The sequence below is a fragment of the Aureimonas sp. N4 genome, from assembly GCF_001463925.1.
Classification (GTDB): Bacteria; Pseudomonadota; Alphaproteobacteria; order Rhizobiales; family Rhizobiaceae; genus Aureimonas; species Aureimonas ureilytica_A.
The window spans coordinates 1-19,067 of the sequence record NZ_BBWS01000015.1 but is presented as its reverse complement, the minus strand read 5'-3'; the positions used below and the strand labels follow the sequence as shown (position 1 = coordinate 19,067).

The following is a 19,067-nucleotide window of genomic DNA, read 5'->3' as shown; positions in this document are numbered from 1 at the left end:
CGCCTCGAAAGCCGGCCGGCTTTTGCCATCCAAGATCTTTGCGCCGGTCTGGCCCCGCCAAGCCGCTTTTTGGCTTGGCATCTCGGCAGCAACGAAACGTCCTTACCGGTTCTCCGCCGCGAGGTTGGGTCCACGAGTTCTGAGTTCCGATCGGTTGCGCAAGGCAGCTCACACTGCGCGCCTCGCGATCAACAACTCCATCAGTGCCCGGCCGAGCGCGCTGGATGGGCAGCCATGAGTTTGAATCGCCACGCCGCAGCATGAGGCTTGTCCCTGCGTCGTGATAGCCTCTAGAACGGGTGGATCACACCCGTTCCGGTTTCCCGCCTTGTCCCGTTCTTCCGAATTTCGTGCCGGCCTTGCCCATTCGGTGCCGCTGCTCTTGGCCCTCGTGCCCTTTGGCGGCGTCTACGGGGCCCTGGCCACCCGCATGGGTCTTTCGCTGCCCGAAACACTCGGCTTCTCGCTCAGCGTCTATGCCGGCTCCAGCCAGTTCCTGGCGCTTCAGATGATCGGCACGGGCGCGCCGGTCTGGGCCATTCTGATCGGCGTCTTCGCCATCAATTTCCGGCATGTCCTCTACTCCGCGTCGATCGGTCGGCATCTTGGCCGCTTCAACGGCTGGGAAAAGGCGCTGGCCTTCTTCCTGATGGTGGATCCCTCCTTCGCGGCGGCGGAAGCGCGCGCCTCGGACGGCGTGGTGCGCAAGACCTATTACTTCACCTTCGCGCTGGTCCTCTATGTCGGCTGGGCCTTGGCGACGCTGCTCGGCGCGCTGTTCGGCCGGCTCATCGAGAACCCGGAGCGTTATGCGCTGGACTTCGCCCTGCCGATCTATTTCCTGGCGCAGACCATGGCCTTTCGCCATCGCCGCCAGTTCTGGCCGGTGGCGGGGGCGAGCGCGCTGGCCGCCGTCATCGCCTACGGAACGCTCGGCTCGCCCTGGCACGTCACGCTCGGCGGCCTGGCCGGCATTCTCGTCGCCGTGTTGCGCACACCGGCAGGCGGCGAGCCGGCAGAGGGAGAGCGCGCATGAGCGAGACCTGGTTTCTGATCCTCGCCTCCGCCGTCCTCACCTATCTCACGCGCGTCGGCGGCTATCTTGTGCTGGCGCGGCTCGAGCGTGTGCCGCCCCGGCTGGAGGCCGCGCTCGATGCCGTGCCGGCCGCCGTGCTGACGGCCATCGTGATGCCGGTCTTCATCGATGGGGATATGGCCGAAAAGGTGGTGATCGTGCTCTGCGCCGTCTTCGCGCTGCGCCTGTCCCTCCTATCGACCGTCATCGTGGGGACCGTTCTCGTGGCGCTCGCCCGCGCGGCCGGGCTGGCCTGATAGGGGTGCCATGAAAAAGGCCGCCGGAGTGATCCAGCGGCCTTTTGTGTTTCGGCAATGGGGCGAAAGCTTACGCTTCCTGAATGGCCGACAGCTTCCAGGCGCCGCCACGCTCGCGCACGAAGGTCCAGACTTCGGTGGACTCGACGCGCGTGCGCTCGTCGCCTTCCACGATGCGGCCGGACTGGCGGTCGCGCACCACGTCAATCATGCCGTAGCGCATCGCGACGGTGGCATAGTCGCGCGGGCCTTCGCGCCAGCTTTCGGACACGTCGCCTTGGAGAAGCTCGACGTCGCGCGCCTCGTTGCGCACACCGCGCGCCGCGTTCTGCGCGAGTTCCTGGCTAAGATAGGACACGACTTCCGGCGTCGCGATCTCTTCCAGCGCCTTGTAGTCCTCGCGGCTATAGGCGTCCTGTAGCGCCTTCAGCCGGCTTTCGAACATGCCGAGATCCTGCTGCGTCACGCCGATCTCGTCGCGGCCGACGCCCGCCTTCGGCGCGGCGGCCGAACGGCTGCCGAGGCCCGAACCATAGGCGCCGTTGCCGGCATTGGGGTTCTGCCCCTGATAGGCGCTGCGCTGCTGGTTCAAGGGCGATGCGCCATTGGCCGAGGCCGTCTGGCCGGAGCGCGAGCGGAAGAAGCGCAGCGCCAGCATGACCAGAAGGCCGATCAGCGCGACCTGCACGAGAAGGCCCAGCATGCCGGCGAGGCCGCCGAAGCCCGAGCCCATCAGAAGGCCGAATAGACCGCCGATCAGAAGGCCGCGCATCATCGCGCCGCCGAAGCCGCCGCCGAACAGGCCGGAGCGCTGGCCGGCAGCCGGGCGGGCGGCGGCCGCCGCACTGGACGCTTGTCCGGGCGAGGTCATGGAGCGCTGAACGGGCGCTGCGGCCGGCGCGGTGTTGGTGGCGGGCGCGGACTGGTAGGTCCGGCCACCTCGGCTGCCGAAGCTGCCGCCGCGCCGCGCTTCGGCATAGTCCACGACCATCGTCGAGAAGACCAGCGTCAGCACGGCCAGAAGCGCCGTGAAACGTCCGGTTCGGGAGGGGTTCATGGAGAAGTCCTTCGGCAAGCGTTGAATATCTGCACTCTCATATAGGAAGAGGGTAACGGGCCTGAGAAGCAGTGACCGACCACGATCCGGGGATGAGCGATCAAGATTTCGCCATCTCGCAACCGCGAAGGGCGCCGCACCCGCTTTCGCTGCTGCAAGCGTGGCCCTATAAGCAGCCCATTGCGCAGCTTACCTGACGGATCGGGGCGCCATGACCTTGCCAAACCTTGCCGAACCCCAGACGCGGCCCGCCCTGTCGGGCCCGGCGGCCTTCACCATGGCCCTGTCGGCCGGGGCGCTCGCCGCCAATCTCTATTACGCGCAGCCCATCGTCGCCCTGATCGGAGCCGATCTCGGCATGGACCCGGCGCTGGAAAGCACGATCGTCACGGCCTCGCAGATCGGCTACGCGCTGGGGCTGGTGCTGCTCGTGCCGCTCGGCGACGTCTTGGAAAATCGTCGGCTTATTCTCCTCACCATGAGCGCTGCCGTGCTTGGGCTGATCGGCTTGGCCCTGACGCCGAGCCTGCCGCTTCTCTTCGCGCTGACGCTTCTGGTCGGCATCGCCTCCACCGCCGCGCAGATGATCGTGCCGCTGGCGGCGAGCTTCGCCCGGCCGGAGGAGCGCGGGCGCATCGTCGGCAATATCATGACGGGTCTTCTGGGCGGCATCCTGCTGGCCCGGCCGCTGTCGAGCTTCGTTGCCGGGTTCCTGGGCTGGCGGGGCATCTTTCTTCTCTCGGCCGTCTTCATCGCGCTTCTGACGCTGGCCGGGTCGCGAGCCTTCCCGAGCCGCCAGTCGGAAGGGCGCGAGCGTTATGGCGCGCTGATCCGCTCGCTCGGCACGCTCTTCGTTCGCGAGCCCGTGCTCCGCCGCCGCGCGCTCTACCACGCGGCGCTCTTTGCCGCCTTCGGCATCTTCTGGACCGGCGCGCCGATCCTCCTCCTGCGCGAGCCCTACAATCTTTCGCCGCAATGGGTGGCGCTGTTCACGCTGAGCGGCGCGCTGGGCGTTCTGGCCGCGCCGGTGGCCGGCCGCATGGCCGATCGCGGCCATTCCCGGCGCGGCACGCTCATCGCCATTTCGCTGGCGCTCGGAGCCATGGCGATCGCGTTTCTCGGCACGCACTCGCTCATCGCCCTGGTGCTCGCCGGCATCCTGGTGGATCTCGGCGTGCAGGCCAATCTCGTCATCGGGCAGCGCGAGATCTTTCAGCTGGATGCCGCGATCCGCAACCGGCTGAACGCCGTCTACATGACGACCTTCTTTCTCGGCGGCGCGCTCGGCTCCAGCCTGACGAGCCCGGTACTCGAGCATTTCGGCTGGCATGGCGTGGCGCTGATGGGTTGTTTCTTCCCGGCCTTGGCGCTCGTCTATTTCCTCACGGGCGAGCGGCGTCCGGGTTGAGCGCTCGCTCCTCCCAACGCAGGAGAAACGCCTCGACCGCCAATCCCTGCATGTCGGGGATGGCGTCGAACAGCCAGTCGCGCGGCCAGTCCCACCAGGCGAGCTTGAGAAGCCGCGCGGCGATCTCGGGCGGGAACCGCATCCGAAGCAGCCGGGCGGGAACGCCGGCGACGATCGCATAGGGCTCCACATCGCGCGTTACCACCGCGCCGGCACCGATCACCGCGCCGGTGCCCACGGTGACGCCCGGCAGAATCACCGCGCCATGGCCGATCCAGACATCGTGGCCGATCATGACGCGCCTCGTTTCGCGCCGCTCGCGAAAGTCGTGGTCGACGCCGAGGAAACGAAAATACTCGTTGGGCCGATAGGTGATCTTGTGCGTCGTGACGCGCTCGACGGGATGCTCCAGCGCGTTGATGCGGACATGGGCGGCGATCGAGCCGAATTTGCCGATATCGGCCTGCGTGGCTTCGCCGCCGCGCTCGAAATAGGTGTAGTCGCCGACGCTCACGTCCCGAAGCTTCACGCGCTGGCCGATCTCGCAGAAGCGGCCGAGCTTGACACCCTTGAGTTCCGCGCTCGGATGCTGCTTGGGCTCGTCGTCGCGAAAGCGCAGGTCCGGCGGGACGGGGTCGGTCATTTCGGTGGCCTTCGGCGGAAAGGAGAGGGGACGGCTTTGCCGCCCGGCGCGGCTGATGTATCGCAGGTGCTCAAGAGCGCCTAACGAAACCTCGCGGGGTCGGCTTGTCGGGTCTTTTCGCCCGCCACTTTGTTGCGAATGCTCGCCGATGCCGCCGGCATCGACTGTGCTTCGCTCCGCGTGGACTGACGAAAATTCCTCGACCAGCCTCCGCCCGGAGGTTTTGTTAGGCGCTCTAGGACAGGAGCAAACATCATGGCCAACACGCCTCACAAGCCGAGCCGCCGTACCGTCGCGCTGCGCTATGCCCTGTGGTTTCTGGTCGCCGCCGTTCTGGCCTTGATGGTCCTCGTCTTCGCGCTGGGCCGGAAGGAGGCCGAGGGCGTGCTCAGCGCGGGGGCCTATGGCGGGCCGTTCCAGCTGGTGAACCAGGCGGGCGCGCCGGTGACGGAAGCGGTTCTGCGCGGTCGGCCGACCGCGTTGTTCTTCGGCTTCACCCATTGCCCCGACGTCTGCCCGACGACCTTGTATGAACTGGCTGGCTACCAGAAGGCTCTGAAGGCGGAAGGAAAGGATCTGGGCATCGTCTTCGTGACCGTCGATCCCGAGCGCGACAAGCCCGACACGTTGCGCACCTATGTCGGCGCCTTGTCGGACGATGTCACGGCGCTGACCGGCGACCCGGCCTCGGTGGAATCCATGCTGAAGAGCTTCGGCATTTATGCCCGCAAGGTTCCGCAGGGCGACGATTACACGATGGACCACACGGCCTCCATTCTGCTCCTCGACCGGCAAGGCCAGTTCAAGGGCACGATCGCCTATGGCGAAGACCCGGCCGCCGCCAAGGCCAAGCTGGAGCGCCTCAGCGCCTCCTGACCTTTCGACCGTCAACATCAGGAAGGAACCGCCCTTGGGCCAGGTTCGATATTTCGCCCGCTCGCACCGGCAGGCCACGCAAGCGCTCTATGACAGGCTGGACGCCGCCTTCGCCGACGAGGGCTGCCCGATCGCCCATATCGAAATCGACGAGGCCGCCGACATCCATGAGACCTCGGTCTATTTCGAGGATGCTGACGCCGTGGACGAAGACGCCGTCGCGGCGGCCTTCGCGCCGCTGACGCCGGAGCGCGAGGACTTGCCCGAGATCGACTGGATGGCGCAGGTCCTGGCCGACCTCAAGCCTGTGCGGGCCGGGCGCTTCCTGGTGCATGGCGCGCATGACCGCGACAAGGTTCGCGCGCACGATCTCGCCATCGAGATCGAGGCGGGCCAGGCCTTCGGCACGGGCCACCATGGCACCACGGCGGGCTGCCTGTCGATGATCGAGGAAGTGGTGCGACGCCGCCGCCCGTTGAACGCGCTGGATCTCGGCACGGGTAGCGCGGTTCTGGCCATCGCCATCGCCAAGCTCGCCCGCATCCCGGTTCTGGCGACCGATATCGACCCGGTGGCGACCAAGGTGGCGCGCGAGAACATCCGGGCCAATGGTGCCCACGCCTTCGTGCGGGCCGAAACGGCTGTTGGCTTCGAAGGGCCGGCCTTCGCCGCCTATGCGCCCTTCTCGCTGATCGTTGCCAATATTCTCGCCCGGCCGCTGATGCAGCTCGCGCCCGAGATGGCGCGCCAATTGGCCGTCGGGGGCGATCTCGTTCTCTCGGGCATTCTGGCCAAACAGCGCGACGCCGTGCTCGCGGCCTATCGCGTTCAGGGCCTCTATCACCGCAAGACCTTGCGCCGCGACGAATGGGTGACGCTGCACCTCACGCGCAACGACCGGCCTCTGGCCTGATCTCGGCTGAAACGAAACGAGCCCGGACGCGGAAAGCGGCCGGGCTCGCGGAGAGGGAAGGGGTGCCCGTTCGCGGGGCGCGGGCCTCAGAAGCGCTGGGGCGCTGAGGCTTCGAACATCGAGCCGCGAGCGCCCGACAAGCTGGCCAACGGGTCAGCCTCGAGAAACACGGCTCGGCCGCTCTGGATGGAGCGGTTGGAGGGACGCGAACGGTCTGCGCCGAAAGGGCGGCGCGGGGAGTAGCCGAGATGAGCCGGCATGGCTCCAAAGCGTTCGGTAGGGGCGGTCATCATAAGAGCCTCGATACGGTCTGGGGATTTTTTCGATCTCCCACATTCCATATGATGCACTGCAGCAAGAACTGCCATGCCTCGCCTTGCATAGGTCGCCTGAGCATAATGCAAGGCTATTTCGGCAAAATCTTCATACTTCCTTCATGAAGAGACGATGCCGCCGAATGCGGCCCGATCAGTCCGCGCCGCCCAGCTTGGACAGGCAGTCGCTGACGAAATTCGTCGTCAGGCGCATGGCGTCGAGCGATTCCTCGATCTCGCGCCGCTGCTCCTCCAGAATTTCGCGCTGTTCCTCGAACCGAGATAATGCAACTTTTAACTGCTTGCGCTGGCCGTCGGGTTGGTGGTAAATGTCGATCAGCTGCTTGGCTTCCGTTAGGGAAAATCCAAGTATCTTTGCGAGCAGAACCAGTCGAAGCCGCATGCGATCCCGGCGCGAATAGATGCGCGTCGTTCCCCTCCTTTCGGGGGAAAGAAGGCCGCGATCTTCATAGAAGCGTAGCGTACGCAGCGTGACGCCGAACTCGCGCGAGAGATCGCCGATCCGAAACTCGGCGCGCTTTTCCTCGCTGGACTCGGTGTCCAGTCGCAGGAGCTGCTCGGCCGTGATCCGGAATTCCTGCTCGCTTCCGTCCTCGTTCATATTCGTCATTCTCTTTCACGCCGAAAGCGTGCCTGCCGATTCGTGACTGCGATGGCCTTGTCGCTCGCAAGGATCGCTCGGGATTGTTCGAATATTCCCTGATGTCGCACAAGGCGACGCTCAAAGCAAAATCCAGCTTCAATCCCGCTTGTCTTTATATTCCCTTAACGATGAGGTTCGATCTTAACGGATCGCCAACCCAGCGGCAGCGCTTCTGGCCCATCGCAGGCCCTTGTCAGCCGCTCGCTTGTTGGACGAAGGGGAAGACGGCATGTCTCGCAACGATCCGCAGCTGAAGGCCAGGGCCGATGTCGACGCGCCCGCGGCGGAAGGGTCCTTCACGTCTCTATCCAAGACGCTGGAAGACCTGGAAGCCCGGCTGACGCGGCTTTCGATGGGTAAGCGTCCCACCGAGGACGCCAAGGAGGCCGTGGCCATCGAGGACCATTCGGCCCAGGACGCCGCGGCGCGCCTGCGCGCCATTTCGGCGCAGCGCCGTGCCGCGCGTCCCGCGCTCGGCGCGGGCACGTCCAGCATCGCGCTGGAGCGCCAGATGGATTCCGACCCCGCCTCCGGCCAACCCGCGCCGCGCCCCCGGCCGGCTCCGCGCGCGCCAGCGCCTTCGGTCGAGAAGCGTCTTGGCCATGTGGCCGGCGAAGTCGAGCAGCTGCAGGCGCAAGGCGCGACGCTCGCCGCCGTCAAGAGCTTGGCGAAAGACCTCAGCACGCTCCGCAGCGAGATTCACGAAAGCGTGGCCGACGCCCAGTTGTCGCTGCGCTTCGAGGACATGCGCAAGTCGCTGGGCGAGATCAAGCGTCTGGTCGGCGAGTCCAAGGGCGCCGACAAGATCGGCGCCGAAATCTTCTCCATCATGGAACAGCTCACCGAGCTGACCGCCAGCAATGCCGATCAGGCTTCGCTGATGGAGCTGCGGGTCGAGCTCGACACCGTGTCCTCGCTGGTGGCGCAGATGGCGCGCGAGGAATCGGTTCAGGCCGTGCAGCGCCGCTGGGACGAGTTCGAGGCGCGCATCGCGGCCCGGATCGAGCTCGACAGCCAGGCCCAGCGCGACCTGCGTGTCGAGCTGGAGCGCCTGCGCGGCTCGCTCCGCTCGCTGTCGACCGAGGAGCAGATCCTCGCCGTCCAGCAGCGCTGGGAAGAGTTCGAGGCGCGCTATGTCGATACGGTGCGCAGCCAGACCGAAGAAACGCTGACGCGCATTCTCAAGGGCGAGCTGGACACGCTGCGCTCCAAGCTCGACGCTCTGGCCTCCGAAGCCAGCGGAGCGGCGATCGAGGCGCGCTTCGAGGCGGTCACGGCCAAGCTGCCGATCCGCGATCTGGAAGCGGGCATCAGCCGCCTGTCCGAGCGCATGGGCGAAGTCGAGCGCGCGCTGGTGGGCCTGCCCGAAATCCTCCAGCTCGACCAGATGGAAGGCCGCATTCAGGCGCTGGCGAGCAGCATCGAGACGCTGGCGGCCGAAATCCGCGAGCCCGACCTCAGCCATTTCGCGCTTCTGGAAGAGCGTCTGGACGAAATCTCGGCCGCGATCCTCAATGGCGGTCTGTCGGCGTCGGGCGAGATGGCGGCCGCCCCGCTTCAGCGCATCGAAGCGCGTGTCATGGACCTGGCGGCCCGCGTCGATCAGATCGCGGAAGCGGGCGATGCCGAGCTTCTGTCGGCGCAGATCGCCGCCATGTCCGCTCAGATCGAAGAGCTTTCGGCCCGCCCCGCCGCCGACGAACTGGGCTCGCGCATCGACCGCCTGTCGGAGCGCGTCGAGCGTCTGTTCAAGACCACCGGCGGCGAGATCGCCTCTCACGCGCTGGAGGCTCGTCTTCAGGCCCTGGCCGAGCGTCTCGAACAATCGGCCAGCGCGGTCGGTGTCGATAACGACGTCATCCGCTCGCTTGAAATGCAGATCGGCCGTCTGGCCGAAATCCTGGCGGGCGCGCCGGCGCTTCTGGAGTCGGACTCGTCCGAGGTCGCCCAGCGTCTGGAAGCCCTGGAGCAGAAGTTCGACCAGGATCGCGACAGCGTCGTGGCCGCAGCCCGCGCCGCCGCCGAAGAGGCCGTGCGCCGGATGCAGGCCGGCGAGAACGATCGCCAGAACGCCTATGTCCGCGATCTCGCCGACGATCTGCGCCGCTTGGAAGAACTCTGCCGCCGCTCCGACGAGCGCGCGGTCGGCGTATTCGACGCCGTTCACGCCACGCTGGTCAAGATCGTCGATCGGTTGACCACGATCGAGGGCGACCTGCGTCTGGAGCGCGGGCAGGCGGCTTCCAAGCCCGCCATGACCCCGAGCCCTGTCGCCTTCGTCGACACGCCGGTCGCCGCTGACCCGACGTTCGAGACGGTGGCCGAGATCGACCCGATCGAGGACGAGACCGAGCAGCAGGAGTCGCGCGGCCTGCGCGGCGCGCTTGCTCGCCGTCTGCGACGCGCCGAGAAGCCGGTAGAAGCCAAGCCGAGCTTGGCCGACCGTATTCGCCCGCAGCCGGAAGCCGTTTTGGTTCCCCCGCGCGCCGAGCCCTCGCTCGAGGTCGAGGCCCCGTCGCTGGACGCCGCCGACAGCTTCGTCGAGCGTGAGGCCGATCGCCCGCTGGAGCCCGGCTCCGGCGTGCCGGACATCGCCGCCCTGATCGAGCGCGTTCGCACCCAGCAGCGCGCCGGTGCGGAAGCCTCCGATCCGGTCGCCAAGGCCGATTTCATCGCGGCGGCCCGCAAGGCCGCCATGGCGGCGGCGGCGGAAGCCGAGGCGCTGAAGTCCGATGCGTCGATGGCCGATCCCGAGGTCGATGGCGCGAGCCGCCGTCGCAAGCCGATCCTGATGGCGGTCGGCGCGGTTCTTCTGGCGCTGATGGCGATCCCGCTCGGCCAGCGTTATCTCGCCTCGCACAATGATGCGGTGAACAACACCCTATCCGTTCCCGCTCTCGAGCGTCCGGCCACCGGCTCGGCATCCGAGATCATGCCCGCTCCGACCATGGCGGCTCCCGCGCCCGAGGCTCCCGCCGAGACCCCGGCCGAACAGGCCAGCCCCGAGCGCACCGGCGAGATCGTGACGCCCGTGTCCGAGCCGCAGGTTGCCGCGATGGCGACGGAAACGAGCGCGCCATCGGCCGAGACCGCGCCCGCGCCCGTCGTGGAAGCCTCGATGCCCGTTGCCGAAGATGCGTCCGTGGCGAAGGTCGAGGACGCAGCCGTAACGGTCGCGCAAGCCGATACGTCTCCGATCGAAACCGCGTCCGTCGCGCCGGCAGCGCCCGCCGCCGACGTTGCGCCCGCCGCCGACGCGACGAACGCTGGTTCGGCGTCGCCGCTTCTCGCGGCCGCTCAGTCCAAGCTTCCCGCCAATGCGCAGGGCGCTCTGCCGACATTGCCCGAGAAGATCGGCCCTGCGGCGCTGAAGACCGCTGCGGTCGAAGGCGAGCCGATGGCGCTGTTCGAGGTGGGTCTGCGCGTCATGGAAGGCCGCGCCGCCCCGTCCGACCCGAAGGCCGCCATGGCCTGGTTCGGTCAGGCGGCCTCGCGCGGCTATGCGCCGGCGCAGTACAGCGTCGGCACGCTCTTCGAGAAGGGCAATGGCGTGGCGCGCGACACGGGCGCGGCGCGCGACTGGTATCGGCTCGCAGCCGACCAGGGCAATATCCGCGCCATGCACAATCTCGCCGTTCTCTATGCCACCGGCATCGAAGGCGCGTCGGACCCCAAGGCTGCGGCCGGATGGTTCCTGCGCGCCGCCCAGCACGGGATGCGCGACAGCCAGTACAATCTCGGCATCCTGTATGCGCGCGGTGTGGGCGTCGAGCCGAATCTCGGCGAGTCCTATCGCTGGTTCCGCATCGTCGGCGCGGCCGGTGACAAGGACGCCCAGAACAAGATGGAAGAGGTCGGCAAGAGCCTCGCTCCCGAACTCCGCGCCCAGATCGACGCCGAGACCGCGGCCTGGAAGCCCGAGCCGCGCATCGACGCCGCCAACACGGTCGATATCCCTGCGAGCTGGAACGAGAAGTCGGGCCAGACCGCCTCGGTCGACATGAGCAAGGCGATCCGCAACGTGCAGGCCATTCTCCTGAAGCTCGGCTACAATCCGGGCCGCCCGGACGGCGTGGTCGGCGAGCAGACCACCGCCGCCATCCGCAAGTTCCAGGAGAAGACCGGCCTTCAGACCACCGGGCAGATCGACGAGCCGCTGATCCGCGCCCTTCTGGAGCGTAAGGACAGCTGATCGCGAAAGGGCTCGACAGCCCGGCGCAATCGATTTGACTTGACGGAAAGGGCGGCCCAAAGACAGGGCTGCCCTTTCTTTTTGCCCGTGCGCAACCGACATCGGCGAGCCGACCTCCGTGACGCTGTATCTTCCGATCGCCGAAATCTCGGTCAACATCTTCATCATCGTCGGGATGGGGGCGGCCGTCGGCTTCCTGTCGGGCATGTTCGGGGTGGGTGGCGGCTTCCTGATCACGCCGCTTCTGATCTTCTACAACATCCCCCCCGCCGTCGCGGTCGCGACCGGCGCCAATCAGGTCATCGCCTCCTCGGTGTCGGGCGCGCTCGCCCATTACAAGCGCGGCACGGTGGATTTGAAGCTGGGCTTCATGCTGATCCTCGGCGGCGCGGTCGGGTCCGGCCTCGGCGTCTGGCTCTACTCGCTCCTTCGGCGTCTGGGGCAGCTCGATTTCGCCGTCTCGGTTCTCTACGTCATCCTGCTCGGAACGGTGGGCGGGTTGATGCTGGCCGAGAGCCTGCGCGCGATCAGGCGGGTCAAGGGCGGCGGCTCGGGCGAAATCCGGCGCACCGGCCAGCACAGCTGGGTGCATCGCCTGCCGTTCAAGATGCGCTTCAAGCGCTCCAAGCTCTATGTCTCGGTCGTGCCCGTGCTCGGCCTCGGCTTTGCGATCGGCGTGCTCGGCTCGGTCATGGGCGTGGGCGGCGGCTTCATCATGGTGCCGGCCATGATCTATCTTCTGCGCGTGCCGACCAGCGTCGTGATCGGCACGTCGCTCGTTCAGATCATGTTCACGGCGGCGGTGACGACCGTGCTCCAGTCCGCCAGCAACGGCACGGTGGACGTGGTGCTGGCTTTCCTCCTGATGATCGGGGGCGTCATCGGGGCGCAGTTCGGCGCGGAAGCGGGGCGCAAGCTGCGCGGGGAGCAACTCCGCGCGCTTCTGGCGCTCCTGGTTCTGGCCGTCGCGGTGCGTCTGTTCGTGGAACTCGTGGTGGTGCCGGGCGAAATCTTCTCGATCAGCCTGCCGAGTGGAGAAAGCGGATGAGGGGGCGCGCGCTACTTTTTGCGCTTTCGCTTCTTGTCGCGCCGCTGGGTGCCGTCGCACAGTCCGCGCCGGCACCCAGCGATCCGCCGCCTGTGCCCGAAAGCTTCCAGATCGGCCTGTCCACGGAGACGATCGCGGTCGGCGCCTCGTCCGGCGGGCAGCGGCTCGTGGTCTTCGGCGCGCTCGACAATGCCGATCCGCGCGTCATGCGTCAGGGCCGCTACGACATCGTGGTGATCCTGGAAGGGCCGCGCAGCAATCTCGTGGTGCGCGAGAAGAAGCGCACCTTCGGCATCTGGATCAACCGGGGCTCGGAGCGGTTCGAGGCTGTGCCCGCCTCCTATGCGCTCGCCTCCACGCGGCCGATCCGCGACATCGCCCCGGCTGTGACGCTGCGCCAGCTCGGCATCGGCACGCGGAACCAGGCCTTCGAACGCACCCCGCCGACCAAGGGGCAGCGCAGCGACACGCAGCAATATGCCGACGCGCTGTTTCGGCTGAAGACCGAAAGCGGGCTCTACAGCGAAACATCAGGCGCGATCGAATTCGTCAGCGCCACCTTGTTTCGCGCCAATCTGGCGCTTCCGGCCGACCTGCCCGTGGGCCGGCATGTCGCGCGCGCTATTCTCTTCCGGGAAGGGTCTTTCGTTCGTGAGCGGTCGGAGGATCTTTGGGTGGTGAAGACCGGGATCGAAAACCAGATTTCGGTGTTTGCCGCCCGCAACGGCGCGCTCTACGGCCTCGTGGCCGTGATGGTCGCCGTCTTCACCGGCTGGTTCGGCCGCCTCATGTTCAAACGGGACTGACCACATGCAGACCAATTCTCACGACGCCCCGCTTCGCTCGCGCGCCGACCAGTTCGTTCGCGCCGCCTGGATTCTGGGAGTCGGCGGGCTCGTGCCCTTCGTCGTGGGATCGCTCCTGATCGCGACCTATTCGGAGATCGCGGACCCGTCCTATCTCTGGCTGGCCGTGTCCGCCTGGGCGGCGGTCATCCTGTCCTTCCTGGGCGGCGCGCGCTGGGGCGCGGCGCTGAACGAGACGCCGCGCAAGAGCCCGACGACGCTGGCGCTCTCGGTTCTGCCGGCGCTCGCAGGCTGGGTCTGCATCCAGCTTCCCCAGCCGTGGAACTTCGTCGGCTTTGCCGTCGCCTTCTGCGTGCAGGGCGTCTGGGACTATACCGCGACGCGCGAGGGGCGCATTGCCGCGCCCTGGTACGCGCAGCTTCGGCTGGTGCTGACCGTCGTCGTGGTGCTCTGCATGGTGGCGGTCGCCTTCGCCACGAGCCAGCCCGTCGCCTTCTAAGCGGCTGGAACCGCCATTCACCGCAGCGAAATGGAGCGGGGCGACTCCATTTCGCCGGCGGAATGGACTACAACTCCAGCATGATGTCCTCGCCCCGCTCCCCCGGCGACAGCGCCGGTCCGATCATCCTGTTCGACGCCGAATGCGTTCTCTGCTCGGCCAATGCGCGCTTCGTTCTGGAGCGGGATCGCCGGGCTGTGTTTCGCCTGGCTTCCATGCAAGGGGAGGTGGGGCAGGCGCTCTATCGCCAGCACGGCATGGACCCGAACGATCCCTCCAGCATGATCATCGTGGAGGGTGAGCGCATGAGGCGGGACAGCGACGCCGTGCTCAGCATCTATGAGCGGCTCGGCTATCCCTGGAAGCTCGCGGCGCTCTTTCGGATCGTGCCAGCGGTGATCCGCGACCCCGTTTATCGCTTCGTCGCGCGCCATCGCTACAGGATCTTCGGCAAGCGAGACACCTGCTGGATTGCGCCTGCCCATATGCGCGATCGCATCCTGTGAGGCAGCGGCCCGTTCGCCTTTCGCGAAGCCTGTTCGCATGAAGGTTCTGATCCTCGGTGGCTACGGCACCTTCGGTGGGCGGCTGGCGACGCTTCTCGCCGATCTCGAAGCGCTCCATCTGCTGATCGCCGGGCGCAGCCTCGTGCGGGCGGAGGCCTTCTGCGCGGCCTATCGAGGGGCAGCCCGGGTCCAGCCTCTCGCGATCGACCGCGCGCAGATCGCGGACGCGCTCGCCGCGCACCGGCCCGATCTCGTGGTGGATGCGTCCGGCCCGTTTCAGGATTATGGGGACGACCCTTACCCCGTCATCGAAGCCTGTCTCTCGGCAGGCGTCGATTATCTCGACTTCGCGGACGCCGCCGATTTCGTCTTCGGCGTGTCGCGCTTCGACGCGCGCGCCAAGGCGGGCGGGGTTTCCATCCTCTCCGGCGTCAGCAGCTTTCCCGTTCTCACCGCCGCCGTTCTGCGCGAGATCGGTCGAACCATGGAGATCCGCTCCGTCGAAGGCGGTATCGCGCCATCCCCCTTTGCCGGGATCGGCCTCAATGTCATGCGCGCGGTGGTGTCCTATGCCGGCGGCCCGGTGAAGCTGCGCCGGGGCGGTCGTCCGTTCGTGGCCAAAGGGCTGACGGAAAGCCGGCGCTTCACGATCGCCGTTCCCGGCCAGCTGCCGCTTTATAGCCGCCGCTTCTCGCTGGTGGACGTTCCCGATCTTCAGGTCATCCCGCCCGAGCATCCCGGAATGTCCGATATCTGGATGGGCGCGGGGCCGATCCCCGGTTTGCTCCATCGCATTCTGAATAGCCTCGCCCGCGCTCGGGCCCGTTTCGGCCTGCCCGCCCTGACGCCCCTGTCGCCACTCTTCTACGCCGTCCTGAACCGGATGCGCTTCGGCGAGCATCGCGGCGGCATGATCGTGCGCGTGACGGGAACGCGGGAGGGGCGGGAACTCGTCAAGAGCTGGCATCTTCTGGCGGAAGGCGATGACGGCCCGTTCATCCCGTCCATGGCGATCGAAGCCTTGGTCCGCAAGCGCCTGAAGGGCGAGCGGTCCGCGCCGGGCGCGCGCTCGGCCGTTCATGCGCTGGACCTCGCCGATTACGACGCCTTGTTCCAGAACCGGGCGATCACGACGGGCTTTCGCGAGGAGCGAAGCTGCGACACCATCTATCGCCGCGTTCTGGGGCCGGCCTTCGACACGCTCCCGCCCGTGATCCGCGCCCTGCACGAGGGGCGCGTCACGAGCCGCTGGGTTGGCACTGCCGAGGTGCACCGGGGACAGGGGTTCGCGGCGCGGCTGATCTGCGCCCTCACAGGCTTTCCCCGAACGGGGGACGGGGTGCCGGCCTCCGTGACCTTCGCGCCCGATGGCGAGGTCGAGCGCTGGACGCGCCGGATCGGCGGCAAGACCTTGCGCTCGGTTCAATGGGCCGGAACCGGGCGGGACCGCTTTCTGCTGATCGAGAAATTTGGAATCGCCCGCTTTTCCGTGGCGCTTCTCTGCGAAGGGGATCGGCTGCGTCTGGTGCCGAGGCGCTGGACCCTCGCCGGCCTGCCCATGCCCGCCTGCCTTCTGCCGGGGGGCGAGATGATCGAGACGGCGCGGGACGATTGCTTCGTCTTCGACATCAATATCCGCGCGCCCTGGATCGGGCCGATCGTCCATTATCGCGGATCGCTGTCACTCGAAGCGCCGAGGGCTCAGCCCGCCGAGAGCGCGCGAAACGGGATGGGGTAGATGCGCGCGGTGCCGATCACATAGGCTTTCGCCTGTTCAGGCCGGAACAGCCCGTTGAAGGCGCGATCGAGGACGTTCAGCCCGCCCGTGGTGACGCCGAAGGAGGGCATGATCATGCGCTCGCCGTCCGTCGCAAAACACGCCCCGCGCACAGAGCGTCCCCTACCGGACACCCGCGCCACGGGGTGGAGATGCCCTGCGATTTCGCCGGCGCACGGGCGGGGCGAGGGCTCGTGGCGGAGCGTCCAGGGGCCGAGTTCGATCGTCTCGGCCGTGTCGCCGCTCAGACCCGCCGGGGGCTCGGGATCGTGATTGCCGGAAATCCAGGTCCAGCGCCGGCCTGCCATCAGCGCGCCCAAGCGCTCGCGGAAGGGCTCGGGCATGTGAGCCGCTCCGTGCCGGTCGTGAAAACTGTCGCCCAGCGCCACGACATGGCGAGGGTTCAGACGCGTGATCGTGCCGGCAAGCAGCGCCAGCGTCGCCGCCGTGTCGTAGGGCGGCAGCATCATGCCGCGCCGGGCGAAGGCCGCGCCTTTTTCCAGATGCAGATCCGACACGATCAGCAGGCCGAACTCGGGCGCAAACAGCGTGCCGCAGGGGTGGCAGACCAGGCGCCCGCCATTCACCGTGGTCTCCACGCCTTCGCCGCTCGCCTGTCCGAAGCGCCGGTCGATCATGTTCATGCGCGTCTGCCTGACCCGTTCTTCTCTTGTTCCCTTGTGATTCCACATCCATGGCAAAGACAAGGCGGTGCGGCATTCGGGCTCGGCTTGATTCGTCCGGCGAAATGAGGCAGTCATGGTCGCGCACAAGGACTTGGGTCACCAAGTGGCTATGCCGGGCGCCTATCCCTCGGCCCATCCAGACGACGTTGATAGTGTGATGCGACCGCCGCGCGCCTGATATGGCCGGTGGGACGTCGTCGAGATTTCGTTGTTCCCCATGTTCTCAACACGCAATTGGCGTGCCGAATGGTTCGGCAATGTCCGGGGCGATCTCCTGTCCGGGCTGGTCGTGGCCCTGGCGCTGATCCCCGAGGCCATCGCCTTCTCCATCATCGCGGGCGTCGATCCGAAGGTCGGCCTCTACGCCTCCTTTTCCATCGCCGTTCTCATTTCCATCTTCGGCGGCCGGCCGGGCATGATCTCGGCGGCCACCGCCGCGACCGCCGTTCTCATGGTCACGCTGGTGCGCGACCACGGCCTCCCATATCTCTTCGCCGCGACCATCTTCGCCGGCCTCATCCAGATCGTCGCGGGCTTCTGCCGGCTCGGCGATCTCATGCGCTTCGTCTCGCGCTCGGTCATGACCGGCTTCGTCAACGCGCTGGCGATCCTCATCTTCATGGCCCAGCTGCCCGAGCTGATCGGCGTGCCCGCCATGACATATGTCCTCTGCGCGGGTGCGCTCGCCATCATCTATCTCTTCCCCCGGATCACCAAGGCCGTGCCGTCACCCCTCGTCGCGATCGTCGTGATCACCGCCGTCTCGCTCGCCTTCGGCATCGAGGTGCGCACGGTCGGCGACATGGGGCAATTGCCTTCCAGCCTGCCGGTTTTCCTCCTGCCGGATGTGCCCTTTACCTTCGAGACGCTGCGCATCATCGCGCCCTATTCCGTGGGCATCGCACTGGTCGGCCTTCTGGAATCGCTGATGACCGCGCAGGTTGTGGACGATCTCACCGACACGGGGTCGGACAAGAACCGCGAATGCGTGGGGCAGGGCATCGCCAATTCCGTCACCGGCTTTTTCGGCGGCATGGCGGGCTGCGCGATGATCGGCCAGAGCGGCATCAATATCCGCTCGGGCGGGCGCGGGCGTCTGTCCTGCTTCTTTGCCGGCGTCGCGCTTCTGTTCCTGATCGTCGTGCTGGGAGACTGGGTCGCCGTGATCCCCATGCCGGCGCTCGTCGCCATCATGATCATGGTCTCGATCGGCACGTTCGACTGGGGCTCGCTCAAAAGCCTCGTCACCCATCCGCGCCGCTCCTCCGTCGTCATGGTGGCGACGGTGGTGATCGTGGTCTGGACGCACAATCTGGCGCTCGGCGTCTTTGCGGGCGTGCTTCTGTCCGGCCTCTTCTTCGCCTCCAAGATCGCGCAGATCTTCGCCGTCTCGTCCGAGCTATCGGCCGATGGGCGGACGCGGACCTACCGTGTCGAGGGGCAGGTCTTCTTCGCCTCGGCCGGGCGCTTCATCGAGAGCTTCGATGTGAGGGAGAAGCTGGGGCGCGTCGTGATCGACGTGACGCACGCCCATATCTGGGATCTCACGGGCGTCGGCGCGCTGGACAAGGTGGTGCTGCGCTTCCGCAAGGCAGGTGTCGAGGTGGAAACCGTCGGCCTGAACGAGGCCTCGCGCACGATGGTCGACAAGCTGACGATCCAGAACCGGGCCGACGCGCTGGAGCTGACGGCCGGACACTGACCGCAGGGTCTTGATCCCCGTCGCTCGCTGCGCTCCGGAGCAGCGGGCGACGGTTCTTTCGTGGCCTCTTGGCACGGTTTCACGTCCCGTTGATAAGGGGCGCCATGAGTGTCTTCGCGTCCTTTCTTCCATCGTCCCCACCGGTCAGCGTCAAGGAGCGGCTTCGCTCCGCTTTCGGCGCGCTGATCGGCATTCTCCTGACCGGCATCGTGTGCCGTCTCGCACTCGGACCCGGCAGCGCGCTGCCCGTCTTGATCGCGCCGATGGGCGCTTCGGCCGTGCTGCTCTTCGCCGTGCCGGCCAGCCCGCTGGCCCAGCCCTGGTCCATCATCGGCGGCAATCTCGTCTCCTCGCTGGTCGGGGTCAGCGTGGCCTTGCTGGTGCCCGATCCCTTTGTCGGCTCCGCGCTCGCTATCGGTATCGCCATCGCCCTGATGATGGGCCTTCGCTGCCTGCATCCGCCGAGCGGCGCGGTGGCGCTGACGGCCGTGCTCGGCGGCCCCGGCATTCACACACTCGGCTATGGTTTCGTTCTCTGGCCCGTCATGGCCAATTCGCTTCTGATGGTGATCGTTGCCATCGCGTTCAACCGCATGGCGGGGCGCACCTATCCGCACCGGCCGCTTGCGGCGGTGCCAAGCCGA

Annotated in this window: 17 protein-coding genes and 1 other annotated feature; of the genes, 13 read left to right on the top strand and 4 right to left on the bottom strand. The window is 67.0% G+C overall.

Features of this window, described 5'->3' with window-relative positions:
- Positions 1-328 precede the first annotated feature (328 nt).
- Both AUL28_RS04870 and AUL28_RS04865 read left to right on the top strand, forming a co-directional pair.
- A complete protein-coding gene (locus tag AUL28_RS04870) occupies positions 329-1,036 on the top strand; it encodes an AzlC family ABC transporter permease (protein ID WP_062230868.1) in 708 nt (235 codons plus the stop codon).
- A complete protein-coding gene (locus AUL28_RS04865; RefSeq protein ID WP_062217311.1) occupies positions 1,033-1,332 on the top strand; it encodes an AzlD family protein in 300 nt (99 codons plus the stop codon). Before AUL28_RS04870 ends, AUL28_RS04865 begins: the two co-directional genes overlap by 4 nt.
- A 70-nt stretch (positions 1,333-1,402) precedes the next feature.
- Here AUL28_RS04865 and AUL28_RS04860 read toward each other — a convergent pair whose 3' ends face one another.
- Positions 1,403-2,389: a Tim44 domain-containing protein gene (locus AUL28_RS04860; RefSeq protein WP_062230867.1), complete on the bottom strand. Its 987-nt coding sequence runs from the start codon at positions 2,387-2,389 to the stop codon at positions 1,403-1,405.
- A gap of 211 nt (positions 2,390-2,600) precedes the next feature.
- Between AUL28_RS04860 and AUL28_RS04855 the strand changes: the two genes are divergently transcribed.
- The gene (locus AUL28_RS04855) at positions 2,601-3,797 is read left to right on the top strand and encodes an MFS transporter (protein ID WP_082640261.1); all 1,197 of its coding nucleotides are present in this window, start codon (positions 2,601-2,603) and stop codon (positions 3,795-3,797) included.
- On the opposite strand, the gene AUL28_RS04850 is transcribed toward AUL28_RS04855, so the two are convergent.
- Positions 3,772-4,440, bottom strand: coding sequence for a DapH/DapD/GlmU-related protein (locus tag AUL28_RS04850; RefSeq protein ID WP_062230866.1), 669 nt, complete (start codon positions 4,438-4,440; stop codon positions 3,772-3,774). The two genes, AUL28_RS04855 and AUL28_RS04850, sit on opposite strands and share 26 nt — an antisense overlap.
- Before the next feature lie 255 nt (positions 4,441-4,695).
- Here AUL28_RS04850 and AUL28_RS04845 point away from each other — a divergent pair, with 255 nt between their 5' ends.
- Both AUL28_RS04845 and AUL28_RS04840 read left to right on the top strand, forming a co-directional pair.
- A complete protein-coding gene (locus tag AUL28_RS04845; RefSeq protein ID WP_082640260.1) occupies positions 4,696-5,316 on the top strand; it encodes an SCO family protein in 621 nt (206 codons plus the stop codon).
- Between the two features lie 34 nt (positions 5,317-5,350).
- Complete coding sequence (locus AUL28_RS04840) at positions 5,351-6,229, top strand: 50S ribosomal protein L11 methyltransferase (RefSeq protein ID WP_062230865.1); 879 nt, start codon at positions 5,351-5,353, stop codon at positions 6,227-6,229.
- 468 nt (positions 6,230-6,697) lie between these two features.
- Here the strand turns inward: AUL28_RS04840 and AUL28_RS04835 are convergent, their stop codons facing one another.
- Positions 6,698-7,165 carry a MerR family transcriptional regulator gene (locus AUL28_RS04835; RefSeq protein WP_244493414.1) on the bottom strand — a complete coding sequence of 156 codons (468 nt, stop codon included), beginning with the start codon at positions 7,163-7,165 and terminating at the stop codon, positions 6,698-6,700.
- Positions 7,166-7,436: 271 nt separating this feature from the next.
- Here AUL28_RS04835 and AUL28_RS04830 point away from each other — a divergent pair, with 271 nt between their 5' ends.
- From AUL28_RS04830 to AUL28_RS04805, 6 genes are all read left to right on the top strand, one after another.
- A complete protein-coding gene (locus AUL28_RS04830; RefSeq protein ID WP_062230864.1) occupies positions 7,437-11,399 on the top strand; it encodes a peptidoglycan-binding protein in 3,963 nt (1,320 codons plus the stop codon).
- Positions 11,400-11,517: 118 nt separating this feature from the next.
- Positions 11,518-12,447 carry a sulfite exporter TauE/SafE family protein gene (locus tag AUL28_RS04825; RefSeq protein ID WP_062230863.1) on the top strand — a complete coding sequence of 310 codons (930 nt, stop codon included), beginning with the start codon at positions 11,518-11,520 and terminating at the stop codon, positions 12,445-12,447.
- A complete protein-coding gene (locus tag AUL28_RS04820) occupies positions 12,444-13,253 on the top strand; it encodes a TIGR02186 family protein (RefSeq protein WP_062230862.1) in 810 nt (269 codons plus the stop codon). The genes AUL28_RS04825 and AUL28_RS04820 overlap by 4 nt, the downstream gene beginning before the upstream one ends.
- Positions 13,254-13,257: 4 nt before the next feature.
- Complete coding sequence (locus AUL28_RS04815) at positions 13,258-13,752, top strand: DUF3429 domain-containing protein (protein ID WP_058600841.1); 495 nt, start codon at positions 13,258-13,260, stop codon at positions 13,750-13,752.
- Positions 13,753-13,832: 80 nt separating this feature from the next.
- Positions 13,833-14,258 (top strand): thiol-disulfide oxidoreductase DCC family protein, encoded by a 426-nt coding sequence (locus tag AUL28_RS04810; RefSeq protein WP_062230901.1) that lies wholly within the window; start codon positions 13,833-13,835, stop codon positions 14,256-14,258.
- 37 nt (positions 14,259-14,295) lie between these two features.
- Positions 14,296-15,996, top strand: a complete 1,701-nt coding sequence (locus AUL28_RS04805) for an SDR family oxidoreductase (protein ID WP_062230861.1) — start codon at positions 14,296-14,298, stop codon at positions 15,994-15,996.
- Here the strand turns inward: AUL28_RS04805 and pdeM are convergent.
- Complete coding sequence (gene pdeM / locus AUL28_RS04800) at positions 15,960-16,679, bottom strand: ligase-associated DNA damage response endonuclease PdeM (protein ID WP_058600839.1); 720 nt, start codon at positions 16,677-16,679, stop codon at positions 15,960-15,962. The genes AUL28_RS04805 and pdeM overlap by 37 nt on opposite strands.
- Positions 16,680-16,805: 126 nt before the next feature.
- Positions 16,806-16,858 (top strand) — a sequence feature (sul1 is cis-regulatory element that is thought to sense ions involved in sulfur or methionine metabolism; They are found in Alphaproteobacteria).
- Between the two features lie 80 nt (positions 16,859-16,938).
- Here pdeM and AUL28_RS04795 point away from each other — a divergent pair.
- Positions 16,939-18,423, top strand: coding sequence for a SulP family inorganic anion transporter (locus AUL28_RS04795; RefSeq protein WP_062230860.1), 1,485 nt, complete (start codon positions 16,939-16,941; stop codon positions 18,421-18,423).
- 104 nt (positions 18,424-18,527) lie between these two features.
- On the top strand, positions 18,528-19,067 hold a 540-nt coding region (locus AUL28_RS04790), incomplete at its 3' end, for an HPP family protein (RefSeq protein WP_192843400.1).

What these genes read in the sequence shown, in the direction of transcription:
- AUL28_RS04855 (WP_082640261.1), top strand. Translation starts at nt 2,601, where the DNA reads ATGACCTTGCCAAACCTTGCCGAACCCCAGACGCGGCCCGCCCTGTCG.
- AUL28_RS04860 (WP_062230867.1), bottom strand. Translation starts at nt 2,389, where the DNA reads ATGAACCCCTCCCGAACCGGACGTTTCACGGCGCTTCTGGCCGTGCTG.
- AUL28_RS04810 (WP_062230901.1), top strand. Translation starts at nt 13,833, where the DNA reads ATGATGTCCTCGCCCCGCTCCCCCGGCGACAGCGCCGGTCCGATCATC.
- AUL28_RS04850 (WP_062230866.1), bottom strand. Translation starts at nt 4,440, where the DNA reads ATGACCGACCCCGTCCCGCCGGACCTGCGCTTTCGCGACGACGAGCCC.
- AUL28_RS04845 (WP_082640260.1), top strand. Translation starts at nt 4,696, where the DNA reads ATGGCCAACACGCCTCACAAGCCGAGCCGCCGTACCGTCGCGCTGCGC.
- AUL28_RS04795 (WP_062230860.1), top strand. Translation starts at nt 16,939, where the DNA reads ATGTTCTCAACACGCAATTGGCGTGCCGAATGGTTCGGCAATGTCCGG.
- AUL28_RS04830 (WP_062230864.1), top strand. Translation starts at nt 7,437, where the DNA reads ATGTCTCGCAACGATCCGCAGCTGAAGGCCAGGGCCGATGTCGACGCG.
- AUL28_RS04835 (WP_244493414.1), bottom strand. Translation starts at nt 7,165, where the DNA reads ATGAACGAGGACGGAAGCGAGCAGGAATTCCGGATCACGGCCGAGCAG.
- AUL28_RS04805 (WP_062230861.1), top strand. Translation starts at nt 14,296, where the DNA reads ATGAAGGTTCTGATCCTCGGTGGCTACGGCACCTTCGGTGGGCGGCTG.
- AUL28_RS04865 (WP_062217311.1), top strand. Translation starts at nt 1,033, where the DNA reads ATGAGCGAGACCTGGTTTCTGATCCTCGCCTCCGCCGTCCTCACCTAT.
- AUL28_RS04820 (WP_062230862.1), top strand. Translation starts at nt 12,444, where the DNA reads ATGAGGGGGCGCGCGCTACTTTTTGCGCTTTCGCTTCTTGTCGCGCCG.
- AUL28_RS04815 (WP_058600841.1), top strand. Translation starts at nt 13,258, where the DNA reads ATGCAGACCAATTCTCACGACGCCCCGCTTCGCTCGCGCGCCGACCAG.
- pdeM (WP_058600839.1), bottom strand. Translation starts at nt 16,679, where the DNA reads ATGAACATGATCGACCGGCGCTTCGGACAGGCGAGCGGCGAAGGCGTG.